The sequence below is a fragment of the Ignavibacteriota bacterium genome (assembly GCA_016212665.1).
GTDB lineage: Bacteria > Bacteroidota > Ignavibacteria > UBA10030 > SZUA-254 > FW602-bin19.
In genome coordinates, this window is record JACREZ010000016.1 from 301,712 (window position 1) to 320,198 (window position 18,487).

Genomic DNA, 18,487 nt, shown 5'->3' on the forward strand with positions numbered 1-18,487 from the left:
GTTTATTTGCAAACAAACATCCTGCCATAAACCGGTAATTCGTATCAGGAAAGCATCGGGAAATTCCTTACAGTAGCATAGGGAATTTCCTGATTGACATTTTCCTAATCTCGTTGTATCTTGTTACAAGAGAAAATATCTAAGTAAAACTTAGGAGACAAAGTATACTGAAACGCATAGTTTATTTGATATAGAGTTCATCCGATAAATCGACAAGGTGATTTGCAAAAAGGAATGAATTCCAAAGAGAAAATTGTAGAACCATTTGCAGAATAGAAGAATCGAACGCTATAATTAAGTAAATGATATTTGTCACCAAACCATTTTTTTTGTATAATAGTTTAACGAAGTATCTACATACTATCAGAAGTTTTTCAAACCTTTAATAGATTACACATGAAACGAGTTAACATCCAACCGATAATCCTTATTGGAATATTGTCAATTCTTTTACTGTTCATCAATAGTTGTGAACAATATGAATATGCCTCCCCGGCCCCCGGAATCCTTGAAATTCGCTTGAAAACAAAGTCAGACCAAATAGCGTTTAGCGGGCTCAACAATTTTGTTATGTCTGTTACCGAGGTTAAAGCGGTGAGGAATGACGATGCAAAGTTGAATGTCTATCAAGATTTGAGAGCTATCAGAAGAGAGAATTCTACCTATAATATTTTACAGCCTGCCGCAAGAGATTCAAATTTAGTTATTGGACAGACATATGCTCCCCCAGGAGATTTTGCCGGTATCAATATCTTGATGAAACCTCAGGGAGATTTGGTCTTAGATGGGTACAGAAATATTCCTGTTGTAAAACCACCAGAAAATCCAACGCTCGACGTTACATTACAATTCAGGAAATCATTTTCGATCGAAGCGGATAGGACAACGGTAGTGACACTAACGATAGATGTAGATTCATCGTTAGTCAGAGGTGCGGATGAATATTATTTCTACCCGTACTATTTTATTTCTTCTATTAAGACATATTAAGATTTTCAGACGAAGCGGATTCACTATAAGTTTAGAAAAATATGAAAAGAATACTTTTACTCGGAATCTTCATTTTTAGTTTACTGTCCATATTGGGTATGGATTGCGAAGGCGATGGCAATGTTTACCAGAACAGTCCTCCTATAGCGCGACTATCAAATATTCCACCAACGAATATTGTGTCCAATATCTCGAACCCTGTCATTACTCTCTCTTGGGTTGGTGATGACCCTGACGGATACATTACGGCATATAAATATCGTTGGAGTTTTACAAATACACATGGGAATGTCACGGACACGTTATTAAAGTCGTGGTACACAATCCTAAATATTCGATACGGAACAGGTACCGCCGCTCTTGCATTGATGATTGATACGACATATAGTAATAGTGAACTCTTGGCGCCAAAAGTCTATAAGTATTTTGCAAATTTGAATCCAAAGGATGGAGTTGATTTGACACCGGCATTTAAAGAGGCTCTGTACAGAGGAGATACGGTGTTGATTGAAGGTGTTCGTGTGTATGCATCAAACCCTGATTCTACAATTGAACAAGCAACAGGAACAAGAATTGTAAAGCGCTTTCCTGTGCATGAGAATTCTAACAGTGGGACATTTATTTTCGATTCTCAAGATAGTTTGAACTATCATGAATTTGAAATTCGTGCTATTGATAATCTTGGGACCGTTGGCGCTCCCGCGACTGTCGAATTTGTTACTCCGAGAATTAGTGCACCTAACACCTATATCGTTTCATCCCCACAGGATACATCATTCATTCTCGATCGTGCCACTGCTACATTCACCGGGCTTGAATTTTCGTTTAATGCCTACGATGTCAATAGTCGTACAAGAGAATATCAATGGGTAGTTGACAAGGACAAGTGGGTAGAAAATAATCAACCCATTCCGTGGTCTCCATGGAGTGAGCGAACTGAAGCGTTGGTTAATGCTTCTCATTTTCATCCAAGTATCAAATACGATATCAGGCATACATTCCACGTTCGTGCGAGAAATGAATTTGGTTCGATTGATACATTAGGATTGTTTTGGTATCCGGTGTACAATACGACATTAGACAGTATAGTACGATGGGATACGACAAGAGCAAATGTTGATTTTTATACAATCTATCCTGACTTTATGAAGCCGGGATATCAGAAAAAAACGCTTCTTCTGAATTTCTCATATGAATATAAAGAACCCGAGATTAGTCCTGCTTATCCCACCTACGCGACACTGAATTCTTTCTACGAAAGTATCATGGCTGATGCTGGGATGACCGGAAAGTACAAACTACATCTCTCGAAAAAAGAGGGTTTTCCTCAACAGAGCGAATTAGGAAAATACAGTAGTATCGTGTTGTTCGCCGATGTAACAAGTTCGTTTGGGAAATGGGATGACCTTGTTCCAAATGCTTCTGTTGATACAAATCTCTCTTTTTTAGGTAAAAAAGCACAGGCGGTAATTAATTACTGTCGGATTGGGGGACGAATGATCTGGAGTACAAAGAATGTAGGACTGGGCCTCAATGTTAATATTCAAGAACAACAAATTTTTCCTAGATTATTTCATGCAGATTTATTGAGGGATACTATTTTTCATAACCCACCTCCGGGTTTTATTGGACCTCGTGGTTTACTTGGTTATCCCGATGCATCATTAGACAGCTCAAAGCTAGATCCGGCATGGAATGGAAGGTTACCTGAAGTGTGGCTTGTGCGACCAATCGGATTTGGCGAACGAATTTACCAATTTGATCATGCAACGGATAGTTTCCTCGCTGAGAACTTTGATATCGGTGTTCGGTATGAGGGTGTCACGTTTAGTAATATTCTCTTGGGATTCCCTCTCTACTATATGAAACAAGCCGATGCCGCCCTTGTGTTGAAGGCAGCATTAGATGATATTGAAGCACGTTAATAAAGGATAAAATAATGAAAACAACATTTTACTCGCTTGTAATTCTTTTTCTTTTTAGTACGTTCGCCGGTTCGTTGCTCTTTGCAGGGAATACCGGAAAAATAATCGGTCGTGTTGTAGATGAAAGAAATGAACCGTTAATGGGGGTAAACATTCTTGTTGTCGGAACAACGCGCGGCGCTGTTTCGGATATGGACGGAAAATATGCCATCATCGGTGTCCCGATTGGCTCTCATACTGTACGTGCAAGTCAGATTGGATATCAAACGGTAGAAGCTACCGGTGTAAAAGTCGGGGCAGATGAAACAACACAGTTGAATTTTGAAATGACAAGTTCTGCGTTGGAACAGAAAGAAGTTGTTATTCGAGCCGATGTACTTGTGAATCCATTGGCAACCGGCTCAACAAAACAAATCAGTGAAAAGAAGATTGAAGAAATTCCGAATGTGAAAGATGTTGCCGATGTGATGAAACTTCAGGCGGGTGTTGTGAAACAAGGAAATAATCTATTTCTTCGCGGCGGACGCGCAAACGAAGTGCAGTACGTTGTTGATGGTGTTCCTGTTAATAGTATAGTAGGAAATTCCGGGGAGTTAACAGGTACCTCGAAAGTGAACGAACAAATTGCACAGGTAGCGGCAGGAGTTTCATCGGGTACGATCGGCGGTGGTTCCGGTGCGCTTTCGGTTTCTGCAAACGCGATTCAATCGCTTAGTGTTCAAACAAGCGGATTCGATGCTGATTATGGGAACGCGCAATCAGGTATCGTGAACATCACAACGAAATCAGGTGGTGATAAAATACTTGTTGGTGCGCAATACCGTACAGATAAACTAGCTAACACAAACCAGAATGAAATTTATCAATCGTATAACATCGGTGGTCCTGAGCCAATCTCGAGATATTTGTTGCCTTCGCTTGGTCTGAAATTACCCGGCTCAATTTCATTCTTTTTTAGTGCGGATATTACACGAAGCGACGGAGCAAACTCATACGATGATAATGAGTTTTTCCATCCTCTAGGTAGAAAGGTTGAATTGGATGGTTTCCTTGGCGGGATAATGAACGGACTCGGTTTTACATTCTATGACAACTTGGAAAATTCATTTACATTTAACTCTAAAATAAAGTACGATATTAGCGGAGACGATCAGGTCTCCTATGGTTACCGAGCGAGTTTGCAAACTTCGCACGGTTATGTCCATTCCTGGCGATATTTTGCCGATTCTTCAAGTCTGAGTTCGACACTTTCAACGCAGCATGTGTTATCATGGACTCATTTCTTTAGTCCAAAAGCTTTCATGAAAATGAATATAGCGAAGCTTTCGCACAGGGATGGTAATGATATTGCAGGATTAAAGCCATATGAATATCCAGTTGTTAATTCGAATGATTACGATTTTGATATTAATGAAGATGGATTTGTTGATCTTGGTGCATCACAAAGGTGGTACCAATCAAATACAGAGCAATGGTCAGCCCGGTTTGACTACAATAATCAGATTCATGAACTTCATTTGTTGAAAACTGGTTTGGAATTTAATTACGAGGTGTTACAATCAACTGATATTTCTCAACCAACAGCACTCATCAAAGATGATACTACAGGTGAGTTAATTTCCCCACCCTACCCCGAGTATATGGATAGACACAGAGGTTTATATCCGGGGTATGGGAAAATCCGTTATGTGTTGGATAATTATCCACATAGGGGAGCATTATACGTTCAGGATAATATAGAATTTTCTGGTTTAAATATTCACTTAGGACTTCGTTATGATTATCTAGATTTAGGAAGACAGGTGTATTACTCAAGTTTTGTAAAACGATGGTATAGTAATGTAAATCAGGGTGAAACAAATGAAGGAGAAAAATTACGTCCTGAATGGATGGATGTCCATGGTGTTGAGTATAGTCTTGACCTCTCAGATGAAAGTGATGAGCTATTGTTGTCAGATGCGGATAGGTTTTGGTATGCGTTGACGCATGGAGATTTTAGTCCAAGGCTTGCAATTGGTTATCCGGTAACAGATAGAATCGTGTTTTATTTTAACTATGGTCATTTTTATCAATATCCTGAACGTGACCAATACTATAGAGATTTGCCAAGAAATGTAGAAAGTTGGCTTGGCAATCCTAATTTGAAACCAAGAAAAACTGTTCAGTATGAAGCAGGATTTGAAGACCAGATGACTGATGATTTTGCTTTTTCAGTTCATGCTTTCTATAAAGATTATTTCGGTTATATAACGTTGGTCAGGCGACTTGGTGAAATTCGGATATATCAAAATCTTGACTATGCAAGTACGAGGGGATTCGAGATATCTGCAAGTAATAATTTTTCTCAACACCTTACTTCGAGTATCAGCTATTCATATCAAATTGCTAAGGGTCGTTCGTCCAGTGAAATCGGCACAATTATTAATCCTAATTCCGATTTGCCGAGAGAAACCAGATTAGATTGGGATCAACAGCATACGGCAAATTTTATCTTCAGTTATCGTGTTGGGCATAATGAAGAAGGAGAGTTTTTCGGACTTCCTTTTATCAATAATTACGGTATTTCATTAACGTGGAGTTATGGAAGCGGATTCCCTTATACACCGCAGATTACAGGACGGAGTACTGATTTGAAGAATGAATATCTTTCAAATAATGAAACACGTCCTTATACCTCAACGACGAATCTTTCTATTTATAAAGGATTTCTGCTCTTTGGTAGAATGAACGCACAGGTTACGCTCGATATTACCAATTTATTTAACCGGAGAAACGTACAGACTGGAGATCCAAACGGCGGATTTAATAATAGAGACGGAAGACCGTATGTGTTCGGTGATTATAATAATAATGAGGAGAAGGTGATAAACCCGTATCGAAATAACGATGCACGTATTCCGCCCACTGTCTTCGAACCCCCGCGTCAAATTTTACTCGGTGTAAAATTAAATTGGGAATAATGTTAATAGGAATTTAATGCAGGTAAACTTTATGAAAAAAATACTTTATACAATATTATTATTCTCGTTTTGCTTCACGTTGGTCTATGGCGGTGATGATTCCAACTCGAAGCGACCTCGTACTCCGGCAAAAACTACTGCCGCATGGGCAAAGAGGATAAAACAAACAGCCGGCGAATTTTCCGTTTGGCTCAGTAATCAAATGGTTATGGGTGTTCAAGCATGGGATGGAGATGTTCCTGCAGATAATTGCGGACCTACCGGGCTTGGAGCTGTGTATCCTGCCTCTGCGTGTATCGAGCATTTATATGGCGCTGGTCCATGGATTGGCGCTATTCAGGATGGTGTCAGGAAAGTTTCCGAAGGATACAACGGCAGTCAAGGAACGAGTTATTTTGAGCCATCGCAAAAGGACACCGCCCGTGATAGAATTTGGACAACCTCAGCAAGTGATACAGGGTATAACCCAAATAGGGAAGGATACTATAAAAAAGGAATGGGGAACAGGAATATTGATGATGACGGCGATGGACGACTCAACGAAGACGAACTTGATGGTTTTGATAATGACGGTGATTGGGTTCTCGCCAATGATGATATTGGAAAAGACGGATTACTTGATGTTGAGGAGACAGGTTGTAAGGGTGGATATGACCCTGTAACGAATCCTGACCCGGGGTACGATAACTGGGAACCATCAAAAAAAGATTCGTGCAAACCCGACCCTGTTACCAATGCTTTACCATTCAAACGTAGCAGGGACCACTATACCCAGGGTAATGGTATTCCAGACCATGGTGAACCGCATGTTGATGAAGACTTTGCAGCGTTCTCCGACAATGATATCTATATGTCGGCGACTGATACTGCGAGTCATCTACCAACATCACATCAACCATTGAAAATGAAGGTCTTTCAAAAATCGTATGCCTGGAACAGACCCGATTTAAATGGTATTATTCCATTCGAATATTATTTTGTGAACGTTGGAAAAAAAGCAAGCGATTCGCTGAACGATGTATATGTAGGATTCTTTGCTGATATGGATGTCCATGGTCCTTCGGGTTCTCCCCAAAGAAATTATGCCGCGTATTTCGATTCACTGAGAACTGCATATATTCATAATCCGGTCGAGCAAGGTGCCACACCGCTTGGATTGGTTGTTCTTGAGACGCCGATTGCGTTGGAATCACTGAAATATACTTTCCAATGGCACGAGTTTGAGGCTCCTTGCGGAACTATAAACGATGAAGACCTCTATTCATGTATGTCGTGCGAAGCATTTGGCAACACCAATTGTATTAAAGGAAATCAAAGCGAGAATTCACTGAACGATACAAGATTTATTTTCTCTTTCGGTCCATTTAAAACTATTAAACCCGGCGATACTCTTAAAATTGCAGTAGCATTAATAGTTGGTGATGGTATTACCAGTGGAACACGTAACCTTAAAGAACAAGCGGAAAAAGCTATAAAGCTCTGGGGAAGAAATTATCGAACTCCCAAAATTCCGCCATCACCTTGTCTTAACACAGATGTAGGATTCAAAAAAATCACCCTAACATGGGGCGGGGGGGGGATGACTCCGGTTGGCGATGGGAAATATCGTTGTGTTCCAGAAAAATTACCATACGAAACTTGGGATGATTCAAGTAAGATTGTTCAGGCATTGCCCGATACTCACTGGAGAAAGAAAAATCCACCGGAAGGGCATGAAAAAGGAGGAAGAATTTTTGAAGGGTATAGGCTGTATCGTAGTGAAAGTACCGATATGACGGATTATAAAAGTTACACTCTGATAAAGCAGTTTGACATGCCTGGAGATGAATATGAATACAATGTAGGACTTGACACGTTTTTCGTTGATACAAATCTCGTTCGAGGAAAAGTGTACAACTACGCGGTCACATCATTTGGAATTCCGGATCTGACTGTTATAGCGCGTCCTCTTGCCTCTGGAGGTGTTCTGTATGACTCACTCTACAGTGAGAATACAGAATCGGATTTATTAGAAAACGCAATTCAGGTGAAGTTGCCATTCTCTATTTCCGAGGAACTCGGAGAAGTATTAGCAGTACCGAATCCTTATCGTGTAGATGAAAACTATACGAGACAACAAGGTGGTTTTGAAGGAGAGAATTACAACTGGGATGAAAATGCAAGGAAAATCAAATTCATCCATCTGCCGAGGAAGTGTACGATTCGCGTATTTACAATCGCCGGTGACTTGGTCACCACACTGGAACACGATGCCGGAACCAGCGATGTAGGAGAAATTGACTGGAATATTCAAAGTGAAAGCCATCGCGCTCTCGCTAGCGGAATCTATGTCTTCACGGTAGAATCGGAATACGGAAGACAAGTCGGCAAATTTGTTTTGATTCGTTAATGAAAGGAATAACATTATGAATACGAAGAGAACTTTACAACAAATCATCGGAGTGGTAATCCTGCTCCTGTTTTTCGTCTCAACGGACGGCTTTTCAGGAAACCGTTCAGGTTCGGTAACGGGACAATTTTTGAAATTACCGTTAAGCGCACGAGCGGTCGGGATGGGGGGCGCACAGGTTGCATTGGCGCAGGGTGCCGCATCTATTGGCTACAATCCCGCCGGAATGATGTCGGTGACAAATTATGGTGTCGGTATTAACTATACATCATGGTTCGCCGGAATAGATTATTCCTATGCCGGTGCAACAGTACGGTTAGAAGGTATCGGAAATATCGGGGTTGGAATGATGATGCTTGCAACCGACGAAATGAAGGTGACGACCAATGCTTTTCCGGAAGGTGATGGAAGGACGTTCCGTGCAAGTGAGTATGCAATTAGTTTTGCATATTCCCGTCAAGTTACTGACCAATTTGTTGTGGGCGTAAGTACAAAAATTATTCGCTCAAGTCTTTTTAATTCTGAATACTCCGCTTCGACGTTTGCATTCGATATCGGTACGTTGTATGATATTCCGGTATTAAACAGCCGTATCGGAGTTTCGCTCACAAATATCGGAAAAGACTTACAATATATTAAAGAAACATATTCTCTTCCCACAGCGCTGAGGTTCGGTGTTCTTTATGACCTCATCAAAGAAGACAACCATGCGATGGTTACAACCTTGCAGGTTACACGCTTGAACGATGCGGACGAACAGTACAATGTTGGCGCGGAATATTCTGTGAATAATTTATTTGCTCTTCGTGGCGGGTGGAAATTTGCCTATGACCAGGAAAATGTAACAGGTGGCTTTGGTATTAAGTTGGAATCGTTCGGTGTGGACGGGATGTTTGATTACGGGTATAATAATTTCACGTACTTGCCCGGCACTCACTCATTTACCTTCGAAATGCAATTCTAAATGAATAATAATGAACATGGAAAATTACTGGAGATTTTGATGAAGTTAAAATTTACAATTACTGTGGCGATTTTATTGATAATCTCTTTGTCCGGATGTGATTTAATGACCGACAAAGAGCCATTGCCGGCAAAGGCGGTTGGTAATGATTTAATCATCAATGAAGTTTATACGATTTCACCTGATAAATTCTACTCGTATTCCTGGATTGAATTGTTCAATCCGACGAATCACAATATCAATGTTTTCAATTATGAATTTCCTGCGGAAGGTTGGGCTGTTGGTTCGGGTGGAGTTGTTTTACATACAACAAATACCGGAGCTACCTGGGATGATACACTCACTGGTGTCGTTCCGAAATTTAACAGCATTGATTTTTTTACTGAAGATACATTGTTTGCAGTGGGTGATAAAGGTAAAATCTATCGAAGTAACGATAAAGGAAAAACATGGTTTGTCATCTATACATTTTCCAATCAAAACATTAATTTGTATAGCAATTGGGTTTTATCCGCTTACTCATCGCCGAATGCAAAGCTCCAATGGGTGTGCGGGGATAGCGGTGTCATTCTCACAACGGCAAACCGCGGTGTTACATGGTCGAAAGTAAAAATAGACACAACTGGCACAAACGTCAAATTAGTCACAAACAAAATCCGTTCTATTTTCGCCACCGATGTTTCACCTGCTATGGCATGTGGCGACAGTATTATATTACGATTGAATAGTTTTGCAATCGGATGGCAAGCACAAGCCGTTCCGAGGAAGGTTCGGTACCATTCAATCAGATTTTTGAAGGCGAATAGTTCCAGTAGCGGTCGTTGTGTCGGGGATAACGGGACAATTTTATATACATCCAATGGCGGCGCTACGTGGAACCTTGATGCATCAGGCGTTACAGCAAATCTGAAATCAGTAGCGTATGTGAACGAAGGATATGCATGGGCAGTCGGTGAAAACGGAACTATTGTCAATACCCGAACTCAAGGTTTCTCCACGTGGACAAGTCAGAACAGCGGCACCACTGTGAATCTCAATCATGTCGAGTTTGTGGATTCTGTACGAGGATTTATCTATGGAGATGGCGGACTTGTACTTTATACATTCGATGGCGGATTGAATTGGCGTCAGCAATCAAGCGGGACAACAGAGAACCTTCTTGCAGGTACATTTGTCAGTCCGTTCTTGACAGTTTCCCAGAGTGCGTATGTTTTAAAAATATATGGTGAACGCAGACACATCTTCTTTCAGCCGCCGTTCGACTACAACCCCGACTTTATCACAAAGGTTGATACAGGAAATCTTTACCTACAGGCGCAGGGTAATGCTACTCTAAAACCGGGAAACTTTTTCGTTGTTACAAGTGATGAAGACAGGTTTGACAATCATTTTTCTGCCGCATCCAGTAACAACGCTACGTTGCTCGCTCTTGATGTTGCCGCAGTATTTTCTTCCGACAGATTCGATTCGATTTTCTTTCAACAATTACGCGGTGATTTTAAGTTAGCAAAATGGAGCATTTTCCCATCAAGTGAAATCCGCTTGTTAAGAGTATCCCAACTTAACTCAACTGTTACAGATGAATTTTTGGGTTTAGATGCAGTCACTCTCGAGGTAGTTCGATTTGGTGATGTACATATTACTGTTGATTACCCCCACAACAAACCTGCGCCGGAAATTCCTGAGTGGTGGTCAATTGCCCGGTATGCAGACAAAGTTGATAGCGATATCAATACCTTCAACTCGGCGGAGTATTTCTATAAAACTAATTCTCCTATCCCGGGCTGGGTGAGTCAATTGCGTTCAAAATAAGTTTCGTGAACAATTCACAGTGCCGCTTGCTTCAAAAAAGTAGGCGGCATTTTTTTTATTCTACAGTGAATAATGAGTGAGTCTCTCAAAGGGACAGCGCTTATTACGGGTGCCTCAAGCGGTATCGGGCTTGAACTTGCCAAAGTATTTGCCCGGAACGGACATAACCTTGTTTTGGTTGCACGTGATGAGCAACGATTAACTCTGGTTGCAGAAGAGCTGAAGGCAATCCACGACATTACGTGTCAGGTGATTTCATATGACCTCTCGCTTCCAACTTCAGCCGGAGATTTATATCGGGTGCTTCAGGCAAAAGAAATTACTGTCGAGGTACTCGTGAACAACGCCGGTTTCGGAACGTGGGGAAAGTTTTGGGAACTTGACGAAGAAAAAGAGAAAAGCGAGATGAATCTCAACATGGTCAATCTCGCGTTACTTACAAAGTATGTTCTCAGGGAAATGATTGCACGGGGAGAGGGAAAAATAATGAATGTTGCTTCGGTTGCCGCGTTTCTTCCCGGACCGAAGATGTCTGTGTATTATGCAACGAAAGCATTTGTTCGTTCGTTTTCTGAGGCGTTATCCGAAGAAGTAAAAGGAACCGGAATTACAGTTTCGACATTATGTCCCGGTCCGACGGAAACAGAATTCCAACATCACGCCGGAATGGCAAACATGCATTTGTTGAAATCTGTCTTCATGATGAATGCGAACTCCGTAGCAGAATCTGCATATGCAGGTATGATAGAAGGGAAGAGAATTATTATTCCGGGAGTGTTGAACAAACTTCTGGTTTTCTGTATCCGTTTTCTCCCTCAGAAAATATTACTTGCCATCGTCCATTCTCTCCATAAGCGGCGAGGTGAAACTACGAAGGAGTATGCATAACCTGATGAACCTTTTTCAATAATTCTGCAGGCTCGTACGGCTTGGTGAGAATATCCAGAATTCCACCATCGAAGAAAAGATTTTTTTCGTGAGGTTCTAAATACCCAGTCGCTAAAACGACTTTCACGTTTCTGTTGATTTCTTTCATTTTTAGAAACACTTGCCAACCGCTCATCTTCGGTAGTCCGAGGTCGGTTACGACAAGTTGAATGTTTGAGTGATGTTTTTCATACAATGAAATGGCTTCTTCACCATCATGTGCCGTGAGGACAGTGTACCCGTATTGCTGTAACAAAGCATCAATCAGTTCGAGCAATAATTCCTCATCTTCAATAATAAGAATGGTTTCTGTTCCTCCCGGAATAAACTGTTCGATTTCCGGTTCCTGTTTAATAGCCTCAATGCTACCCGGAACCATCGGAAGAAGGATTCGGAATGTTGTTCCTGAGCCCGGAATACTTTCAACATCAACAAAACCGTGATGACTTTGCACGATTCCATACACGACAGCAAGTCCCAATCCCGTTCCCTTCCCGATTTCTTTTGTTGTGAAAAACGGTTCGAAAATTCGTTCAACTGTTTCCCTCTTCATTCCGGTCCCTGTATCGCTGAGAAGGATGGAAGCATAGTATTCTTCCTGTGCTTCGGGATGTTGTTGAACAATAGAACTCTTAGGGGCGATGGAGGTAGCAATATTGATTGTACCGCCATTCGGCATTGCATCGCGTGCATTCACACATAAATTCAATAATGATTGATGAAGTTGGTTATGGTCTGCAATAATAAACGGAAGGTTTTTATCAAGAGAAAAGGTCGCAGTAATTGTTTTCGGGAACGTTTCCTGAATCATCTTCACCAATTCGATGATGATATCATTCACGTTTGTCGGCTCAAACTGGACATCTGTTTTACGCGCGAACGTCAGTAGTTGTCGCACGAGATTCGCACCTCGTATGATAACTTTATTGATTGCTTCAGCGCTTTTATCAAACTGCTGTTTCGAGAAATCTTTGTTTCGCTGAAGAGAGGAAACATAGCCGAGAATAATTCCAAGAATGTTGTTGAAATCGTGTGCAATGCCGCCGGCAAGTGTTCCGATGCTTTCCATCTTTTGTGCCTGCCTGAGTTGGTCTTCGAGTCGCTTTCGTTCGGTAATATCCTGGGATACACCGAGTAATCCCATCACAGTTCCGTCGGCATCCATGATGGGGGCAGTAATAAATTGAGCAGGGAATTGTTCACCGTTTTTCCTGATAAGAGTCATCTCGCCACTGTACCCGATGTGTCCGGCAAGTTGCTTGCGAATGATTTCGGGGAATTTTGCCGCATCTTCAGGGAGATGAACGAGTGCGACCGATTTCCCGATAACTTCTTCCGCCGTGTATCCGAAAATTTGCTCAGCTCCCGGGCTGAACGATGTAATCATTGCCTGAAAATCTGTCGTGATAAATGAAATAGTCGGGAGCGAACTGAGCAATCGTTTTTGCAGGGCAAGGCTTTGACGTAGTTTTTGTTCTGAATCGCGTAAGGCATTTTCCGCTTGTTTCCGTTCGGTGATGTCACGGATAGCAGTTACCCGTGCATTTTTTCCATGATAGTTCATCGCCCTGCCAATCAGTTCTACGGGAAAGGTCGTTCCATCTTTCCTGATGCCGACTGTTTCATACGGGGATTCAATCCCGGAACGGATATTTTTTTCAACAAGTGCTTTTGATTCCGGGGCGGCAAAGTCAGTAGCGTTTTTTCCAATCATCTCCTGTAAATCATACCCGAACATGCGCGCAAGGGTTGTATTTCCCTCTAACAGGATGCCCTGCGAATGAATTGCAATTCCTTCAAAACTTGCTTCGGAAAGTTGACGGAACCGCTCTTCACTTTCTCGTAATTTACTTTCCGCCTGTTTTCGCTCATTGATTTCGAGACGGAGTTCCTTGGTACGTTCATCAACGCGTCTTTCGAGCGTCCGGTTCAGTTGTTCAAGTTCCTCATGAGCGGTCTGAACATTATCAACCATCCTGTTGAACGAACGAGCCAAATGTCCAACCTCGTCGTTTGAAACAACAACGGCGCGATGCGTGAGGTCGCCTTCAGAAATTGTATCAACAGTTTTCACCATTTGCCGGAGTGGAGAAGTGACAAGACTACTAAAGCCTATCACGGTCAGTATCCCGGTGAGAAAAACAAAAAAACTAACAAGGGCAATATTATTTTTACTCTTTTCAACTTCACGACGAACGTTCGATAACGAAACACCGATAAATAATGTCCCGATGTTTTTATTGTTGCTGAAAATCGGAGTTGATGTTTTATAGAGTTGTTCGTTTGCCGAGAGAATATTGTGTGTGTCAATTACTGAGTATGCTTGTTGTTCAGCCTGAACAAGATTATATTCCGAAACCACATTCCCGGTATCGTTATGGATGACGATATACACGACATCACTGTTTTGTTTCGCTCCCTGGAGTTCCTCGTTGAGTGTTCGCACATCATGAAAAACAAGTGCGGAACTTAAACTGAACGCAGTCATTCGAGCAATGCTCTTTGTTTTTTCCCTCAACGCATGCCCCGCCTGCTCTTCGATACGGGAAGGCACATAGATGTAAATGAAGATTGAAATAATCAAAACCAACAGGGAAAAAAGAATGACAAGTTTATTCCGAATACTCAGTGAAAACCGGGACATGTATCGTTCCTGTTGTTAATGAACTATTTTGGAGAGTTTAAGTAACTGGGAATTAAAATCAACTTTTGTCGCCTTAGCGGATGAAAGATTGATAAGAATTTGTGGATGTTCAATTTTTAAATCGATACCTACGATGATGCCTGAGGAAACATAGGCGGGGACACCGGTGAACGTAAAAACATATTTTTCCTTACACAGAAGAGCGACCTGTTCAATATCAATACCACGCAAAGGAGTCAGGTAAACTATATCAAGATTGTTGTTTGTAAGGAGATGTTCCATTTCTGCCGTTGAATTGATTTCATAAGCAGTACAAATGAAAGGAACATCTTCAATGTTCTGTTCCGGTTGTTCACCGCTGACACGGAGAATTTCTTCTTTTGTATTGAGTGAACTACGGAATCGTTTCTGGTAAACGATGCCGATGACTAATGTATCGCCACACCTCGTTCTCAGATTCCTGTCGTAACTGAGAATTTTTTTCAGTAGCCGGAATTGAATGTCCACCGGAACCGGCATTTCCTGGGAAAAGGAGTTCGACCAAAACAGGGAGAGAAATAGGATGAGTGCGGAAAAACGTTTCATCGTCAGAATTTATAACGTATATCCGATTCTGAATAGAAAGGTTCTTCCATCTTGTGGTATTGCATCTTGACGATGCTCTATTCCACCAGGGGTAGCATACGATGTGTTGAAGATATTTTCAACAAGAAGAGAACACTCGATATTATTGAGCAATTTTCCAATTCCGCTCTCTGCCTTTGTTCCTGCTTTTGCATGAATGTTCAGATTTGCAATGATAAAAGGATCGGTTGTGGTACGATTGACGGTGTATCGTTCTGATGTATAACGTACTTCACTGCTGAGTGTGAGTGAAGGAACAAGTTGATACGAGAACCCAAGACGGAGAATCGTCGTTGGGGAGTTTGAAATATTACCATCTAAAAGCGGGTCCCGTGCTTTTTGATAGATAAAACTTGTGTAGCCGTTCAGACCGATATCGGTGCGGAAATTCAGTTCTGTTTCAATTCCCTGAGCATGAATATCGCTGATGTTTTGAAATTGTGAAATTCCCAAAGAATCAATGACCGGATCAATCAACTCATCCATATCATACGAGTAGAGAGAGAGAACGCCAAAAACATCTTTAGTGAATCGCTGTTCCCATGCAATTTCAGAGGTAATGATTTTTTCCGGTTTCAAATTCGTGTTTTGAACCCAAGAAGAGAAATTGTCTTCGTAGTTGGTTTCATAGGTGTTAGGAGAACGAAAGCCTTCGCCGTAAAGCATTTTCAACGTGCTGGTCGGCAAGATGTTGAAGATGAGCGCAAGTCGTGGAGTCGTAGCGCTCCCCACCGTTGAATATTCATCACGGCGAATTCCGGCGGTGAAAGAAAGATTCTCAAAAACCTGAAACTCATTCTGAAGGTAGAGAGAAAAAATATTGAACGGAAAATTCTTATCGAAGAAGACGGAATCGGCTGTCCAGTTACGGTAATCGGAATGGAGGTTATTTCTGAATTCCGTACCGATGGTAAACCGGTTGCCGGGAAAAACATCCCATCGAAATTGTACTTCTCCTCCATACCACTTTCCTGTCGAAGCATCATAATTCAGCATGGTTTCATAGGGATAGGAGCCAAAATATTCATAATAATCATAGTACAGACGGCTCATAATGTTTTTATCGGTAGCGAACGGATAGTCATGCAAGAGTTCGATGAGACCTCGTTTATCTCTTGAGGTAAAAGAAGGGTCGTTGAAGATAGTTTCAAATGCGGCGGTCGGGACTCGTTTGAAACGATTCGTGAACGAAACAAGCAACGAGGTGTACTTGTATTGAAGCGAACCAATCAATCCGGCAAAGTGTTCGTCATCGATATTTTGTGCAACGCCGTAATTTGTTTGTACACTATCATATTCTCGGTAGTACAAATCCTGACCCTGAATTTTGCCTGCACGGAAGGAAAACAAGACATCCAGAGCATTTTCAAATTGTTTGCCGTAGAGAACATTTGCTCCAAGTTTTCCATAACTTCCGAACTCGGTGGAAAGATTGATACCGTCAATATCATTTCCTTTTTTTGTGATGAGATTGATGACGGCAAACATCGCTCCCGTTCCATAGAGAGCGGAGCCCGGACCGCGGACGATTTCGATTCTATCTAAACTCCTGAGGTCAATCGGTAAGTCGTTCCCCGCAAGCATCGAGCCATACACGTTTTCATTCATTGTATGACCGTTAAGGAGGAGGAGAAGCCTGTCATTGTAATCTGTAGGTCTGCTAAACCCGCGAACGCCGATATAACTGTAGTTCCTGTCGTAACTGGTGTAAAAGCCGCGAACACTACGGAGAACATCATCAAGCGTGGAGTATCCATAGCGTTCGATTTGTTTGGAGGTAATGATAGTAACCGACGCAGGAGCCTCACTACTGGTCTGCCAGTATTTTGCCGCCGTACTGACTTTCATATTCAGAAGTGAATCTAACGAAGTATCTTCTTGCTCTGAGACAGTTTCCTGGGGTAAACCGGTTTCTATACAGAAAAGAACAAATACCGTCAATATGAAAACCCCCGTTATTGTAGTTTTCATTGAAATGACCGTGAAATTGTGAGAATAATTTTTCTCATAATAAAAAATATCTACACCAGAAACAAGGGATATTCTTCCTATTTTTTTCAAGTGTGATTGGTGAAACAGTTACAAATTCCGTACGTTAAGAAAGAAAACGTTTATCAACATAAAGGAACTCCCTATGAAATCGCTTCGTACCCTGTTTGTACTTTGTACTATTATTGGTTTGCTCTGTTTTTTAAGCAATAGAGGAACCGCCGCACAAACTGAAAAAAGAACGCTCCCAATCGTTGTCAATGTGCAATGGCTGAAGGACCATCTCAATGACGAGAATCTTGTTGTTCTTCAGGTTGCACAAACCCGGAGAGAGTATACGAAAGGACATATCCCCGGCGCTCGTTTTCTCTGGCACGGATGGATGGCGATGTCCAATCCCGATTTATCGTATGAAGTGCTTCCTGTCGAAGAACTTGATGCAAAGGTAGAAGAACTCGGTATTTCCAATGATTCGAAAATTATCCTGTGCGGAGTCGGTGGAAATGTCAGTCCGGTTGCGCGCATGTTTATTACGTTTGAATATCTGGGGATGGGAAATCAAACGGCAATACTTGATGGCGGACTTGAAGCGTGGAAAGCGGATGGAAATCCGCTCTCGACAGAAATTCCGAAGGTGGAACGGAGTTCGTTCACGCCGGATATTCAATCAGATATTTTTGTGAATGCAGATTGGGTGAACAAGTATCTGGGTGATTCAACAATGACGATCGTTGATGCACGCGCCCCGCAGTTTTATCTCAGTACCACAGGAGGAGCGCAACGTGCGGGACACATTCCCGGCGCGAAAAATATTTACTATTCCACACTGGTGGATAGTACAAACAAATTTCTTGATGAACCAACATTGAAAGAGATGTTTCTCAATGCCGGAGTGAAAGCGAATACAGAAGTTACATCGTATTGTCATGTCGGTCAGACCGGCAGTTTGGTGTATGTTGTTGCGCGATACTTAGGCTATAAAGCGCATCTCTTCGATGGTTCGTTTGAAGACTGGAGCGGAAGAGACGATTTACCGGTGGAAATTTCTCCAAAAGCAGATTCGACGAAATAGTGAAATTGTTCAGACTTTTGGATAGACTCCTGTCTGATACAGTTGTAAAAGAGCATTGCCACATACCATTCTAGGAATACTACACCGACGAGGTGAATTATTTCACCTTTCCTCTGAATACGTTCATGAAAGTATTGAAATAGTTCACCCTTGTTATGAACCGGTTCACGAATAGTATGAACAAATTCACC

General features: G+C 41.7%; 11 protein-coding genes. 8 read left to right on the top strand and 3 right to left on the bottom strand.

Annotated features, from left to right (window positions below):
• The first annotated feature begins 519 nt into the window (after nucleotides 1–519).
• The 7 genes from HY960_06075 to HY960_06105 all read left to right on the top strand — a co-directional run bounded on the left by HY960_06075 (nucleotide 520) and on the right by HY960_06105 (nucleotide 11,928).
• The gene (locus tag HY960_06075; protein ID MBI5215302.1) at nucleotides 520–990 is read left to right on the top strand and encodes a hypothetical protein; all 471 of its coding nucleotides are present in this window, start codon (nucleotides 520–522) and stop codon (nucleotides 988–990) included.
• Between the two features lie 41 nt (nucleotides 991–1,031).
• On the top strand, nucleotides 1,032–2,915 hold the full coding sequence (locus HY960_06080; GenBank protein ID MBI5215303.1) for a hypothetical protein: 1,884 nt from the start codon (nucleotides 1,032–1,034) through the stop codon (nucleotides 2,913–2,915).
• 14 nt (nucleotides 2,916–2,929) lie between these two features.
• Entirely contained in the window at nucleotides 2,930–5,875 is a 2,946-nt protein-coding gene (locus HY960_06085) for a TonB-dependent receptor (GenBank protein ID MBI5215304.1), read from the top strand.
• Between the two features lie 31 nt (nucleotides 5,876–5,906).
• On the top strand, nucleotides 5,907–8,264 hold the full coding sequence (locus HY960_06090; protein ID MBI5215305.1) for a hypothetical protein: 2,358 nt from the start codon (nucleotides 5,907–5,909) through the stop codon (nucleotides 8,262–8,264).
• A 16-nt stretch (nucleotides 8,265–8,280) separates the two neighbouring features.
• A complete protein-coding gene (locus HY960_06095; protein ID MBI5215306.1) occupies nucleotides 8,281–9,228 on the top strand; it encodes a PorV/PorQ family protein in 948 nt (315 codons plus the stop codon).
• Nucleotides 9,229–11,040, top strand: a complete 1,812-nt coding sequence (locus HY960_06100) for a hypothetical protein (GenBank protein MBI5215307.1) — start codon at nucleotides 9,229–9,231, stop codon at nucleotides 11,038–11,040. It abuts the gene before it with no gap.
• Between the two features lie 72 nt (nucleotides 11,041–11,112).
• Entirely contained in the window at nucleotides 11,113–11,928 is an 816-nt protein-coding gene (locus HY960_06105; GenBank protein MBI5215308.1) for an SDR family oxidoreductase, read from the top strand.
• On the opposite strand, the gene HY960_06110 is transcribed toward HY960_06105, so the two are convergent.
• The 3 genes from HY960_06110 to HY960_06120 are packed head-to-tail and all read right to left on the bottom strand — an operon-like array spanning nucleotide 11,909 to nucleotide 17,206.
• On the bottom strand, nucleotides 11,909–14,611 hold the full coding sequence (locus tag HY960_06110) for a PAS domain S-box protein (GenBank protein ID MBI5215309.1): 2,703 nt from the start codon (nucleotides 14,609–14,611) through the stop codon (nucleotides 11,909–11,911). The genes HY960_06105 and HY960_06110 overlap by 20 nt on opposite strands.
• A gap of 15 nt (nucleotides 14,612–14,626) precedes the next feature.
• A complete protein-coding gene (locus HY960_06115) occupies nucleotides 14,627–15,196 on the bottom strand; it encodes a DUF4154 domain-containing protein (protein MBI5215310.1) in 570 nt (189 codons plus the stop codon).
• Nucleotides 15,197–15,205: 9 nt separating this feature from the next.
• Nucleotides 15,206–17,206: a TonB-dependent receptor gene (locus HY960_06120; GenBank protein MBI5215311.1), complete on the bottom strand. Its 2,001-nt coding sequence runs from the start codon at nucleotides 17,204–17,206 to the stop codon at nucleotides 15,206–15,208.
• A gap of 163 nt (nucleotides 17,207–17,369) precedes the next feature.
• Between HY960_06120 and HY960_06125 the strand changes: the two genes are divergently transcribed.
• Complete coding sequence (locus HY960_06125) at nucleotides 17,370–18,296, top strand: sulfurtransferase (GenBank protein MBI5215312.1); 927 nt, start codon at nucleotides 17,370–17,372, stop codon at nucleotides 18,294–18,296.
• The last annotated feature ends 191 nt before the right edge of the window (nucleotides 18,297–18,487 follow it).